This is a genomic window from Pseudomonas sp. Leaf127 (assembly GCF_001423155.1).
Taxonomy (GTDB): Bacteria; Pseudomonadota; Gammaproteobacteria; order Pseudomonadales; family Pseudomonadaceae; genus Aquipseudomonas; species Aquipseudomonas ovata.
Window position 1 is genome coordinate 522,381 of record NZ_LMOA01000021.1, and the last position, 12,779, is coordinate 535,159.

At 65.8% G+C, this 12,779-nt stretch carries 14 protein-coding genes; 3 read left to right on the plus strand and 11 right to left on the minus strand.

All coding sequences use genetic code 11. From position 1 onward, the window contains the following. Positions 1–210: 210 nt before the first annotated feature. Complete coding sequence (locus ASF84_RS15630; protein ID WP_056839736.1) at positions 211–1,209, minus strand: ribonuclease Z; 999 nt, start codon at positions 1,207–1,209, stop codon at positions 211–213. Between the two features lie 51 nt (positions 1,210–1,260). Next, a complete protein-coding gene (locus tag ASF84_RS15635; protein WP_056839737.1) occupies positions 1,261–1,659 on the minus strand; it encodes a nuclear transport factor 2 family protein in 399 nt (132 codons plus the stop codon). 111 nt (positions 1,660–1,770) lie between these two features. On the opposite strand from ASF84_RS15635, the gene ASF84_RS15640 reads away from it, so the two are divergent. Next, a complete protein-coding gene (locus ASF84_RS15640) occupies positions 1,771–2,364 on the plus strand; it encodes a GNAT family N-acetyltransferase (protein ID WP_056839738.1) in 594 nt (197 codons plus the stop codon). Then, the gene (locus ASF84_RS15645; protein ID WP_056839739.1) at positions 2,361–3,242 is read left to right on the plus strand and encodes a carbon-nitrogen hydrolase family protein; all 882 of its coding nucleotides are present in this window, start codon (positions 2,361–2,363) and stop codon (positions 3,240–3,242) included. Before ASF84_RS15640 ends, ASF84_RS15645 begins: the two co-directional genes overlap by 4 nt. On the opposite strand, the gene ASF84_RS15650 is transcribed toward ASF84_RS15645, so the two are convergent. The 8 genes from ASF84_RS15650 to ASF84_RS15685 all read right to left on the minus strand — a co-directional run bounded on the left by ASF84_RS15650 (position 3,224) and on the right by ASF84_RS15685 (position 10,431). Further along, complete coding sequence (locus ASF84_RS15650) at positions 3,224–3,661, minus strand: DUF1810 domain-containing protein (RefSeq protein WP_056839740.1); 438 nt, start codon at positions 3,659–3,661, stop codon at positions 3,224–3,226. The two genes, ASF84_RS15645 and ASF84_RS15650, sit on opposite strands and share 19 nt — an antisense overlap. Positions 3,662–3,938: 277 nt before the next feature. Then, positions 3,939–4,967 (minus strand): ABC transporter substrate-binding protein, encoded by a 1,029-nt coding sequence (locus tag ASF84_RS15655; protein WP_056839741.1) that lies wholly within the window; start codon positions 4,965–4,967, stop codon positions 3,939–3,941. After that, positions 4,964–6,100: an NAD(P)/FAD-dependent oxidoreductase gene (locus ASF84_RS15660; protein WP_056839742.1), complete on the minus strand. Its 1,137-nt coding sequence runs from the start codon at positions 6,098–6,100 to the stop codon at positions 4,964–4,966. Before ASF84_RS15660 ends, ASF84_RS15655 begins: the two co-directional genes overlap by 4 nt. Further along, positions 6,097–7,455 (minus strand): FAD/NAD(P)-dependent oxidoreductase, encoded by a 1,359-nt coding sequence (locus tag ASF84_RS15665; RefSeq protein ID WP_056839743.1) that lies wholly within the window; start codon positions 7,453–7,455, stop codon positions 6,097–6,099. Before ASF84_RS15665 ends, ASF84_RS15660 begins: the two co-directional genes overlap by 4 nt. Further along, a complete protein-coding gene (locus tag ASF84_RS15670) occupies positions 7,452–7,751 on the minus strand; it encodes a (2Fe-2S)-binding protein (protein WP_056839744.1) in 300 nt (99 codons plus the stop codon). Before ASF84_RS15670 ends, ASF84_RS15665 begins: the two co-directional genes overlap by 4 nt. After that, positions 7,748–8,542 (minus strand): ABC transporter permease, encoded by a 795-nt coding sequence (locus ASF84_RS15675; RefSeq protein WP_056839745.1) that lies wholly within the window; start codon positions 8,540–8,542, stop codon positions 7,748–7,750. The genes ASF84_RS15670 and ASF84_RS15675 overlap by 4 nt, the downstream gene beginning before the upstream one ends. A gap of 3 nt (positions 8,543–8,545) precedes the next feature. Beyond that, positions 8,546–9,415, minus strand: coding sequence for an ABC transporter permease (locus tag ASF84_RS15680; RefSeq protein WP_056839746.1), 870 nt, complete (start codon positions 9,413–9,415; stop codon positions 8,546–8,548). Then, positions 9,412–10,431, minus strand: a complete 1,020-nt coding sequence (locus ASF84_RS15685) for an ABC transporter ATP-binding protein (RefSeq protein WP_056839747.1) — start codon at positions 10,429–10,431, stop codon at positions 9,412–9,414. Before ASF84_RS15685 ends, ASF84_RS15680 begins: the two co-directional genes overlap by 4 nt. A gap of 247 nt (positions 10,432–10,678) precedes the next feature. Here ASF84_RS15685 and ASF84_RS15690 point away from each other — a divergent pair, with 247 nt between their 5' ends. Next, the gene (locus ASF84_RS15690; protein WP_056839748.1) at positions 10,679–11,506 is read left to right on the plus strand and encodes an IclR family transcriptional regulator; all 828 of its coding nucleotides are present in this window, start codon (positions 10,679–10,681) and stop codon (positions 11,504–11,506) included. 277 nt (positions 11,507–11,783) lie between these two features. On the opposite strand, the gene ASF84_RS15695 is transcribed toward ASF84_RS15690, so the two are convergent. Further along, positions 11,784–12,683, minus strand: coding sequence for a LysR family transcriptional regulator (locus ASF84_RS15695; RefSeq protein WP_056839749.1), 900 nt, complete (start codon positions 12,681–12,683; stop codon positions 11,784–11,786). Between the last annotated feature and the right edge of the window lie 96 nt (positions 12,684–12,779).

The following is a 12,779-nucleotide window of genomic DNA, read 5'->3' on the forward strand; positions in this document are numbered from 1 at the left end:
ACCGGCTGCGTTAGCAGTCGTAAATTTGCAGCGTTTCCGAGATTTTGCGAGCGCTACGCACTCGGTCGCGGGCAAGCGCNTGCGTTAGCAGTCGTAAATTTGCAGCGTTTCCGAGATTTTGCGAGCGCTACGCACTCGGTCGCGGGCAAGCGCGCTCCTACACCACCTCATGTTTGCTGCGCGACAGTGCTCTGCGTCCGGCCAGGCCGATCATGACCTGTCGGCTTGCTGTGCGGGCGCCTGCGCCAGTGTTTCAACCGGCACCAGCCCGCCATCCCGGGCCAGGTGGTAGCGCTGCAGGTCAGCGGCCAGGACCAGCCGGCCGTTGTAGTGCGCCGCCGCTTCCTGGCGGACATCGTCGATGCTCGGGCGGCGTTGCGGGTTGTCCTGGAAGCGCGCACTGAAATGCGTCAGCACCAGGTTGGGCACGCCGGCGGTCTCGGCAAACTTCGCCACGGCCGCTGCGGTGCTGTGACCGTAGGTGCTCTGGGCGCGGGCGAGCACCGATTGGGTGAAAGTGGCTTCGTGCACCAGCACATCGGCGCCTTGGGCCGCGTCAGCCAGCAACCCGGGTTGGTCGTTGTCGCCACAGACGATGATGCGCCGCCCAGGCAGGCCGGCCAGCAGGTAGTCGGCCGGGTCGATCAGGCGCCCGTCATGTTCGACGCTATGCTGGCGCGCCAACCGGCCCCACAGTGGCCCACGAGGAATGCCGGCCGCCAGCAGGCGCTCGGTGTCCAGGCGCGGCTCGGTGTCGGCTTCGGTGAACACATAGCCGTGGCACGGCACGCGGTGCGACAGTTCGACGGTGCCCACTTCAAGGGTGCCGCTGCGCCAGGGGCCGAGGGTTTCGACAGCATGCAGGCGCAGCTCGAACGGCAGGTGGCTTTCGCTCACTGCCAGGCTCTGGCGTACCCAGCCGTGCAGGGCGGCCGGCAAAATCAGGTCCAGCGGCTCGGTACGCCCGGACATCCCGGCACTGGCCAGCAGGCCGGGCAGGCCGAAGCAGTGATCGCCGTGCACATGGGTGATGAAAATGCCGCGCAGGTCACGCACGGACAAGGGGCTATGCAACAGTTGATGCTGGGTGCCTTCGCCGCAGTCGACGAGGTGCCAGGCTTTGCCGGACGCCTCGATAATGGCGGTGGCGCTGACATTGCGGTTCTTGGTCGGTGCTCCGGCGGAGGTACCCAGAAAAAGCAGATCCATGCTGAAGGTCTCGCAGGCAAAAGCGCAGTGTGCCAGCCACCGGTGACCGGGTCACGCCACCTGTTCAAGCCAGTCGTTGAGGTTGTAGTAGTTGCTGATGCGCGCGACCTTGCCGTTGACCACATAGAAGAAGGCACCGGCCGGCAATATGTACGTCTGCCCGTTGGCCGGTGGCAGGCCCTCGTCGTCGGCCAGGTACTGGCCATGCACGACAAACTCGGCGGCTGCCCGCAGGCCGTCCGGGGTCTGCATGACCACGATATCGCTCAGTTGCTCGCGGTAGCTGCGGTTCATCTTGATCATGAACGCGGCAAAAGCGGCCTTGCCGATCTGCCGTTCGCCCTGGTTGATGTCATGCACCACATCCTCGGACAGCAGTTCGAGAAAGGCCGGCATGTCGCCGGCGTTGAAGGCGGCGTAGTAGGCCTGGATCAGTTCGGTGGTGGTCATGAACAGGTTCCTGTGAGGGGGCATTGACGAAACGGGCTGCGCGCATGATAAGTTCGGCGCCGGTCGCTGGCCTGTCTGCCAGCGTCACTTGTTTGCTGGCGAGCGTATCCCATGCACATTCAATTGCTCAAGGGCGCGCAGATCGAGCCCTTTATCGACGCGCTGGCGCACCTGCGCATCACGGTATTTCGCGAGTTCCCGTACCTGTACGACGGCACCCTGGCCTACGAGGCCGAGTACCTGTCGACCTACCTGCGCAGCCCGGACGGCCTGTGTGTGCTGGTGCACGATGACGCAGGCGAAGTGGTCGGCGCCAGCACCGGGCTGCCGTTGGCGGATGAGGCCGAGGCGTTCCGGCGCCCGTTCGGGCAGGCCGGCCTCGACCCGCAGCGGGTGTTCTACTGCGCCGAATCGGTGGTGTTGCCGGCCTGGCGTGGCCGTGGCCTGGGCGTGCGCTTTTTCGACGCCCGCGAGGCCCATGCCCGGGCGCTGGAGCGTTTCGACCTGTGTGCCTTCTGCGCCGTGCAGCGCCCTGTTGATCATCCGCGCCGCCCGGCCGGCTACCAGCCGCTGGATGCCTTCTGGGCTCGTCGCGGTTACCGCCATCACCCCGAACTGCACACCGAGTATCACTGGCGCGACCTGGATGAAACCTGTGAGTCGGCCAAACCCATGTCGTTCTGGCTCAAGGAACTTGCCCAATGATCACCGTCGCCGCGTGCCAGTACCACATCGACCTGCTGGAAACCTGGGACGCCTACGCCGCTCATCTCACCGGTCTGTGCGAGCAGGCCGCTGCACAGGGCGCGCAGTTGCTGCTGTTGCCCGAATACGCAGGCCTGGTACTGACCGGCCAGTTGCCGGCTGCCGAGCGCAGCGACCTGCAGGCCTCGATTGCCGGTATCCAGCGGTTGCTGCCGCGCTGGCTGGAGCTGTGCCAAGGCCTGGCCAGGCGCCTGAACATTCACCTGCAACCAGGCAGCGTGGCGGTGCTGGACGACGACGGCCAGTACCGCAATCGCGCCTGGCTGTTCGGGCCGGACGGTTGCCTGGGCCGCCAGGACAAACTGACCATGACCCGTTTCGAACGTGAGCAATGGAACATCGTGCCCGGCCAGGGGCTGCGGGTCTTCGACACGCCCTTGGGCAAGCTGGGCATCCTGATCTGCTACGACAATGAGTTTCCAATGCTGGCACGGCGGCTGGCCGAAGGCGGGGCCGACCTGATCCTGGCACCCAGCTGCACCGACACCGAGGCCGGTTTCTACCGCGTACGCATCGGCGCCCAGGCCCGCGCCCTGGAAAACCAGATCGCGGTCCTGCAATCGCCCACCGTGGGCCTGGCGCCCTGGTCGCCGGCGCTGGATGAAAACATCGGCCGTGCAGCGTTGTACGTGCCTTCCGATTACGGCATGCCGGCCACTGGTGTGATGGCCGAAAGTGACACGCTATGCCCGGCGGCCAGCCAATGGTTGATCACCACGCTGGACCTGGAAGAAGTGCGCCGCCTGCGCGAGCAGGGCCAGGTGTTGACGCGCCGGGACTGGCCGCAACAATTCGAGTGTCAGCTTATCGAGGCCTGACTGAGCAGGGCCAATGTCCTGGGGTCGGGTTCGCCCTGGTAGAACTGACGCAAGGCCTGCTCGAACACCGCAGGCGCCGGCGCGACATGGGCGAACAGGGTCAGGCAGGAGCGAAACTTCAGGTCATCGGGAGAGCCCAGGATGTGCAGGGCGCTTTTATCGGTGTGCTGCAGCATGGCCTCGACCGCCTGCACAAGCCTGGAGCCGAGCCGTTCATGGGCCAGGTAAGCCCGGGCTTGCGCGCCGTCGGCCAGGCCGAAGTGCTCGGCTGTCGAGCTACGGCCCAAGCCCTTGAGTTGCGGGAACACGAACCAGATCCAGTGGCTCGTCTTGCGCCCGGCGTGCAGCTCGCTCATGACCTGATCGAAGACCGGATCCTGAGCGTCGACGAAGCGTTGCAGGCTGTCAGTGGCGGGCATGGAAACACCTCCTGAGATTCAAAAAACACTGTTGGAGCGACCAGCGGTCGCGAAAGGGCCGATACATTCGACATTCAGCGCCTGAGCCTCTGCATCCGCGACCGGTGGTCGCTCCCACGGGTTCTGTATTGGCGCTCTATTTCGCGCACGACACAGGTCTTGTAGGCGCGACCAACGGTCGCGAATGCGGCAAACCCGATCCCATAGATCCGGATCATGGAGGCACTTTCGCGACCGGGTAGTCGCTCCCACACGTTATCTGCCTGTACGTCAGGTCCTACCGTTCGATCTGCCGGTTCCAGCGTGCGTTCCATTCCGGACGCAGTTTGTTGACTTCATCCCAGTTGATGGTCACCGCGGTCTTCAGGTAGGTCTGCATGGCCTCGACCTGGCCACGGGTCTTGTCGGTGGTCGGGGTGGTGGGGTTGGACGGGATCTGGTCGCCCAGCTCCAGCGCCGGCGACTGCGCTTCTGGGCTCAGCAGGAACTGCGCCAGTTTCTGCGCCAGTTCCGGCTGGTCATTGTTGGCCACCACGCATTCGGCCTGGTTGAGCACCACGGCGCCCTCCTTGGGCGCGGCGTATTCCACCGGGATGCCCTTGAGCTTGAGCGCGGTCACCTGCGTCGGGGTCAGCGGAAAGAGGGCAGCTTCGTCGGTCTGGACCATTTCCGACAGCTTGGCCGAATTGGGAATGTACTCCAGCACGTTCGGGCCGACCTGCTTGGGCCAGGCGGTAAAGCCCGGGTCGACGTTGGTCTCGTCGCCACCCTGCAGGCGGTTGTACATCAGAAAACCGTGCAGGCCGAAGGTCGAGGACGCCAGCGACTGGAACACCACCTTGTTCTTGAAGCGCGCATCACTCAGGTCGCTCCAGGACGTCGGCGCCGCCCAGCCTTTTTCCTTGAACATACGGCTGTTGTAGGCCAGCCCCGTGACCCCCAGGCTCACGGCGGCGGCCTTGTCCTTGATCAGCGCCTTCTCCGGCAACTGCGCCAGGGTCGGGTTGGGCGTCAGGGTGCTGCACAGGTTCATGCCGATGGCGCGGTACATGATGCCATCGTCGAGCACCATCACATGGATGGCCGGCTTGTTCGGCGTGGCCTGCACCTTGGCCAGGATATCGGCCGAGGTGCCCGGCACGATCACCACCTTGACGCCGTTGGCTTTCTCGAAGGCGGGCAGAATGTTGTCAGTGAACAACCGCTCCATGGTGCCGCCGTTCATGCCCAGGTACAGGGTGGGCTCGGCCATGGCCACGGCGGGCAGGCAGCAGAACAGAGCGAGCAGACGATGCTTGTGCGTCATGACAGGTGTTCCTTCTGGGTGGGAATCGTGTGAAAACGACCAATGGAAAAGGCGGCCAGGCTGTGCCGTGGCGCACCGAGCAGAATGCATTGCGCCAGGGCCTCACCGGCCGCCGGGCCGATCTGGAAGCCGGCGCCGGCAAAGCCGAAGCCGTGCAGCAGGCCGGGTTGGGTCAGGCTGGGGCCGATCACCGGTTCGTCATCGGGCAGGTAGCCCTCGGTGCCGCTCCAGGTCCGGATGGCCTGGGCGCCGGTCAGGGCCGGGTACAGTTCGGTGGCGTTGCGCAGGATGTCCAGCACGGCGGCTTGACCGGCACGCGCAGTGGTGGGCCCCAGGGCAAAGCCGCGTCCGCCGCCCAGCACACAATTGCCGCGGCTGACCTGGCGGGCATAGATGCCACCGCCCTCGACCCCGGTGCTGGCAGTCATGAACAGGGGCAGGGGTTCGGTCACCAGCATGGCCGGGTGCGCGGCGGTCAGCGGCACCGGCTCACCGAAACGCTCGGCCAGTTGCGCCGACCAGGCACCGGCACAGTTCAGCAGCCAGGGTGCGCGCAACGTCAGGCCATTGCTGCATGGCACGGTAAAGCGCTGGCCATCGTGCGTCACTTCCAGCACCTGGCATTGTTCAAACACCTGCGCGCCGCTGCGCTGCGCCGCCTGGGCGAAGGCCGGCGACACCAGGCGCGGATTGGCATGGCCGTCCTCGGGGCAGTACGAGGCGCCGACGGCAATATCGCCGACCCAGGCAAAGCGCTCGCGCAGGGCGCGCCGGTCCAGCAGTTGCAGGTTCAGGCCATAATCCCGGGTCTGGCGCTCATAGGCCTGCAAGGCGGCAAAGTCCGCGTCGCTGCGGGCCAGCTTCAAGTGCCCGGAGCGGGTGTATTCGCCGTCCACGCCGATCCAGTCGCGCAACTGGCCCCAGATGGCATGGGCGCGGGTCGACAGCGGCAGTTGCACCAGGGTCCGGCCCTGGCGGCGCACGCCGCCGTAATTCACGCCGCTGGAATGCGAGCCGCAGAAGTCCCGCTCGACCAGCGCCACGCGCTGGCCACCGCGTGCCAGATTCAGCGCCGCGCTGCTGCCGACGATGCCGCCGCCGACCACTACGACGTCCACTTCGATGAGGCTCATGGGGCGATCTCCAGGCCAAAGGGCAGCGGCTTGACCGGCGCCTGGCCGCGCAAGCGCCCGACCTGATCGACCGGCCGGCCGCTTTCACAGGCAATCAGTTCCATGGCGGCGGCGCCGCAGACCCGGCCCTGGCAGCGGCCCATGCCGACCCGGCAGATGGCCTTGACCCGGTTGATCTCCCAGTGCCCGGCGCGCACGGTGTCGCGGATGTCCCCAGCCGTCACTTGCTCACAGCGGCACACGGTCAGGTCATCTGGTGCCTGCCGGGCCCAGTCTTGCGGGAACGGAAAAGCCTGTTCCAGGCCGTGGCGAAAGCGCTGCAACCGGGCCAGGCGCTTTTGCAGCTGCGCGCTGCGCACGGTGTCGATGGGCAGGCCTTGATCGGCCAGCAGTGTCAGCGCCGCCAGTTCGCCGGTCATTTCCGCGCCATCGGCCCCGAGGATACCGGCGCCGTCGCCGGCCAGGTACACGCCTTCGCGGCTGGCGCGACCCAGCGCGTCACGTTCGGGCAGCCAGGCGCGATTGAGCGGGCTCCAGGCGAAGGTGCAGCCGAGCAGGTCGGCCAGTTGCGTTTCGCAGCGCAAGGCATGGGCGAAGGCCAGCGCGTCGCAGGCCAGTGTCTGTACCTGGCCGGCTTTGCTCCAGCGCACCGCGCTGACCCGCTGCTGGCCTTCGACGCCCAGCAAGGTGACGCCCTGATGCACCGCGATGCCGTGGGCGGTGAGCCAGGCGCGGTAATAAAGGCCCTTGGCGAAGGTGCCAGGTTGCCAGAGCAAACCGGGCAGGGCGCGCACCTGGGCGCTGAATGGCGAGGTGTCGAGCACGGCACACACGGTGGCACCGGCCTTGGCGTATTGGTACGCCACCAGGTACAGCAATGGCCCGCTGCCAGCCAGCACCACGCGCTCGCCAATGGCACAGCCCTGGAATTTCAGCGCAATCTGCGCCGCGCCCAGGGTATAGACGCCGGGCAGGGTCCAGCCCGGAATCGGCAGCACTCGGTCAGTGGCGCCGGTGGCGACGATGAGGCGTTGGTAGTCAAGCTGGCCGGCCTGGGAGCCCTGGTGCAGGGTGTCCAGAGTCTGGTGCTCGGCGTTCCACACCAGCGTGTCGGGGCGGTAGTCGATATGAGGGCGCAACTGCTCCAGCGTGCCATGCAGCGCCTGGGCCTTGCCAGCCTCCAGGCCATACAAGACCCTGGCGCTGCGGCGAAAGTTGGCCGGTTGCTGGCGGTAAATCTGCCCGCCGCCACGGCTGGCTTCATCCAGCAGCACCGGGCGCACGCCATGGGCCACCAGGGTCTGCGCCGCACGGATACCGGCAGGACCGGCACCGATGATGACGGTCTGGCTCATAGGCACCGCCCCGGATCACGGGTCACGCACAGGTCCGGTTCGACAAAGGTCGAGCAGGCGCGCACGCGGCGGCCGTCGGCCAGGCGCACCCAGCAGTCCTGGCAGGCGCCCATCAGGCAGAAGCCGGCGCGGGGTTCGGCATTGAAATCGCTGCCGCGCAGGTGTTGATCGCAGGTCAGGATGGCGGTCAGCAGCGTGTCGCCGGCCAGGGCCTGGGCGGGCTGGCCGTCGAGCACAAAGGTCACCGGTTGCCGGTCGTGCTCGGCCAGGCGTTTGAACAAGGGCGCACGGTTCATTGTTTGCCCACCAAGACCCGGTCCAGGCCGTAGACACGGTCCAGGGCAATCATGGTCAGCGCCGTGACCCCGATCACCAGCGCCGACACCGCCGCCATCATCGGGTCGATGGATTCGGTGGCGTACACGTACATGCGCACCGGCAGGGTCTGGGTGGCTGGCGAGGTGATAAAGATCGACAGCGTGACTTCGTCGAAGCTGTTGATGAACGCCAGCAGCCAGCCACCGGCGACCCCCGGTAGGATCATCGGCAGGGTGATCCTGCAGAACATCGTCACGCGACCCGCTCCCAGGCTTTGCGCGGCCTGTTCGGCGCTGCGGTCAATACCGATGGCGGCGGCCAGCACCAGGCGCAGCACATAAGGCGTAATGACCACCACGTGGGCCAGCACCAGCCAGGTGAAGCTGCCGTTGACACCCAGCAGGGCGAACAGGCGCAGCATCGCCACCCCCAGCACCAGGTGCGGAATGATGATCGGCGACAGCAACAGGCCGTTGAGAAAACCCTGGCCGGGGAAGCTGTAGCGGGTCAGGGCCAGCCCCGCCGGCACGGCGATCAGGGTGGCCAGCGTTGCTGAAAGCGCGGCCAGTTGCAGGCTGTTATAGAACGCATCGAGAAAGTCAGCGCGCTCGAACACCGCCGCGAACCAGCGCAGCGACAAGCCGGAGGTCGGCAGGCTCAAGGTGTTTTCCGGGGTGAAGGCCACCAGGCACACCACCGCCAGGGGCGCGAGCATGAACAGCATCACCAGGGCATGAAAGGACAGGGCCAGCGGGCCGTTACGGGTCATGGCTCAGACTCCAAGGGTGCGTTTGTAGCGGCGTTCGACCAGCCGGTTCCAGCTGAGCATCACCAGCAGGTTGATCAGCAGCAGGGCCACGGCGATGGTGGCGCCCATGGGCCAGTTCAGCTCGGCCAGGTACTGGTCGTAGATCATGGTGGCGACCATTTTCAGGCGCCGTCCGCCCAACAGGCCGGGAATGGCAAAGGAGCTGGCCGCCAGGCCGAAGACGATCAGCGTGCCGGACAAGACGCCGGGCATGATCTGTGGCAGCACGATGCGACGAAACACCGTCCACTGGCTGGCCCCCAGCGACAGGGCCGCCTGTTCGCCGGCCGGGTCGAGTTTTTGCAGCGAGGTCCACACCGGAATGATCATGAACGGCAGCATCACGTGGACCAGGCCGATGATCACCGCAAACGGGGTGTACAGCAGTTTCACCGGTTGCCCGCCCAGGGCGGTGATGCCCTGGTTGATCAGGCCGTCGGCGCCCAGCAGCAGGCTCCAGCCGAAGGCGCGCACCACCACCGAGATCAGCAGCGGGGTGAGGATCAGGATCAGGAAGATCGAACGCCACGGCGCGCCCATGCGGCTGAGGATCATGGCCTCGGGAATGCCGATCAGCACGCACAGCAGGGTCACCAGCGCGCTGATCCAGAAGGTGCGAAAGAAAATTTCGTAGTAGTAGCTGTCGGTCAGCAGGTTCAGGTAATGGCCGAAGGTGTATTCGCCGGTCTTGATGCCGGTGGCGTAGTCGAAGGCGTTGAACGACAGCACCACGGTCAGGCCCAGCGGCAGCACCAGCAGGATCAGAAACAGCAGCATGGCCGGGCTGCTCAGGCCGTAGCCCCAGACGCTGTTGCGCGGTCTTGTGTCGCTCATGCCGCCACCTCACTGGCGTCAAGTACGCGCAGCAACGCGTCGTCCCAGTCCAGGCTCACGGCATGACCTTCAGGCAGCGGTGCGCTGCCGTCATTGGCGCGCACCACGGCGACTTCGCCCAAGGCGGTGTCGATGCGGTACAGCCATTGGCTGCCCAGAAAGTAGCGGCAGTTGACGGTGCCTTGCAGCCTGCCGCTGCCGGCCGCCACCAGGGTGATCTTTTCCGGGCGCAGGCTCAGGGTCAACGGCCCTTCGGCGGCCACCTGCACGCTGCCGTCGGCGGCGCGAATGCCGTGGAGGCGGTTGGCCTTGCCGACAAAGTCGGAGATGAACGGCGTGCGCGGGTGTTCGTAAAGACGGTAGGGGTCGTCGACCTGGGTGATGCGCCCGGCTTGCATGACCACCACGCGGTCGCTGATCGACAGCGCCTCGGCCTGGTCGTGGGTGACCATCAGGGTGGTGATGCCCACTTCGTGCTGGATGCGGCGGATCTCGAACTGCATCTCTTCACGCAGGTGCGCGTCCAGGTTCGACAGCGGCTCATCGAGCAGCAGCACCGGCGGTTCGATCACCAGCGCCCGGGCCAGGGCCACACGCTGGCGCTGGCCACCGGACAACTCGCGCGGATAGCGTTCGGCGTGCGGGGTCAGGCGCACCAGGGCCAGGGCGCGGTCGACCCGCTGGCCGATCTCGGCACGCGGCACCTTGCGCATCTGCAGGCCGAAGGCGACGTTGTCGCGCACACTCATGTGGGGAAACAGCGCGTAGCTCTGGAACACCACCCCCAAGCCACGGCTGGCCGGCTTGGCATGGGTGATGTCGCGGCCGTCGAGCACGATGGTGCCGCTGGTGACTTCGATGAAGCCGGCAATCATCTGCAAGGTGGTGGTCTTGCCGCAGCCTGAAGGCCCGAGCAGGGAGACAAATTCGCCTTTTTCGATCGCCAGGCTGGAGCTGGCCACCGCCTCCATGGCGCCGTAGCGCTTGCAGAGTTTGTCGATCAACAAAAAAGTCATGGCTGTGCTCCAACGTCAACACCGCCGGCAAGACCGGCAGTTTTCAGGGGGGCAGGCGCCAACGGCGAAAAGCAATGCTAGACGGACGTTGGCGCTCGCTTCGATGGCGGCGGCCGATGTTGTGGTATCGCCCTATGGACCCGAGAGTAGGGCAAAGCTTAGGATGGCGACAAGGCAGTAATTTCACTGAGCGGTAGCTATTTTGAAATTATTCCACTGAATGAAATTTTTGGAGGTTTAAAGCGAAATGGATTCCATTGAGCGAAATAGTGAGCCCAGAGAAACCGGTGTCAGTGCAGTGTCGCGGCTGTTTGCCGTGCTGCGCGCCCTGGGCGATTGCAGTGACGAGGGGGAGCGGGTCAGCCAATTGGCGCTGCGAGTAGGCCTGGCACAACCGACCACCCACCGTCTGCTGCGCAGCCTGGTCGAGGAAGGCATGGTCGATCAGTGTGCAACCAGCAAGCGTTACCGCCTGAGCCTGGATTTCTTTGCCCTGGCGGCCAAGGCTGGCCAGGCCGGCAACTTGCGCGATGTGGTGCGTCCCAGCCTGCTGCGGCTGTCGGCTTCGCTGGGCGATTCGCTGTTTCTGCTGGCGCGTTCGGGGTTTGATGCGGTGTGCCTGGACCGCAGTGAGGGGCCGTACCCGATCCGTACCTTCACTGGCGACATTGGCGGGCGCGTGGCGTTGGGCGTGGGCCAGGGCAGCCTGGCGATCCTGGCGTTCCTGCCGGAGCTGGAGCGCGACGAGGTGATCCGCTACAACCTGCCGCGGCTCAAGGAGGTTCATCATTACGACGAAGTGCTGCTGCGTGCCGAAATCGACAACGTGCGCAGCCTGGGTTATGCCGGGCGCAACACCGGTGTGCTCGACGGCATGGCCGGGCTGGCGGTACCGATCCTGGACCGCAACGGCCATGCTGTCGCCGCCCTGAGCGTGGCAACCATCAGCGACCGCCTGGGCCCGGCGCGCATGCCCACAGTGGTCGAGCTGCTCAAGCGCGAAGCCCGGGCCATCGGGCTGCAAGTCAACCCGTTCGACCCGGTCCTGCACCGGCCCTCGCATGTGTTCGGCTGATCACAGGCACAGAGCGCTGTAGGAGCGCGCTCTGCCGGAATGCCGGACCACCGCGACCGGCTGCGTTAGCAGTCGTAAAATTGCAGCGTTTCGCAGATTTTGAGTGTGCTCACAGCTGTAAATCTGCGGCGTTTCGCAGATTTTGAGTGTGTTCACAGCTGTAAATCTGCGGCGTTGCATCAATTTTGCGAGCGCTGCGCACTCGGTCGCGGGCAAGCGCGCTCCTACCTCCCGCGGTTTCGTGCCGTCCGGGCCAGCGACCTGTGGGCGCAATCGATCAGCCAGGGTCCGGCAACTGTGCTTCCAGGCGCGGGCAGGTCCAGTCGATGAAGGCTCGCACGCGTGGCGCCAGCATCTGCGCGTGGGGAAAGACCAGTTGTACCGGCAGCGCCTCGGGCTCGAAGGCTTGCAGGATTCGCTGCAGGCGCCCGTCCTGCAGTTCTTCCCAGACCTGATAGTGCAGCAGCCGGGCAATGCCCAGGCCCTGCACGCAGGCCAGGCGCACGGCGTGGGTCTGGTTGGTGACCAGGCGTGCCTGGACCTCCTCGACAAGCTCGGTCTTGCCGCTGCGAAAGTACCAGTGCCGGCCCCGGTCCTTCTGGTTGATACAGGCGTGCTCGTGCAGGCAGTGCGGGCTGTCTGGCGTGGGGGCGCCGCGCAGGTAATCGGGGCTGGCGCAGGTCACCAGCCGGGTATGTCCCACCGTACGGGCGACCATCGAGGAGTCGGGCAGGCGGCCGATGCGCACCGCCAGGTCCAGGCCCTCGTCGAGCAGGTCGTTGATACGGTCGTCAAGCATCAGCTCGACGCGCATCTCGCGATGGGCCTTGAGAAAGTCATTGACCAGCGGAGCGATGTAGCGCTGGCCGAACTCCACCGGCGCGGTCAGACGTAGCAGCCCGGCGGGCCGGTCATGACGGGCGTTATCGAAGTGCTGCTCCATGAGCTCGACCTCGGCCAGCATGCGCCGGCTCCAGGCCAGGTACTGTGCGCCTTCTTCGGTCAGGGCCATGCGCCGGGTGCTGCGGTTGAGCAGGCGCACGCCCAGGTGCTGCTCCAGTGCCGCCAATGAACGCACCAATGAGGCCACCGACTGCCCGCTGCTGTCGGCCGCTGCGCTCAGGCTGCCGCTGTCGTTGATACGCACGAAATTGGCCATGGCCTTGAGCCTGTCCATCGATTCTCTCTGTCTGATCTGTGCGGTTAATGCACAAGTGTTGTCAGCCGCGCCCCCTAGGTGCGCAGCCTGCCTGGGGCGACACTGTACGGGACT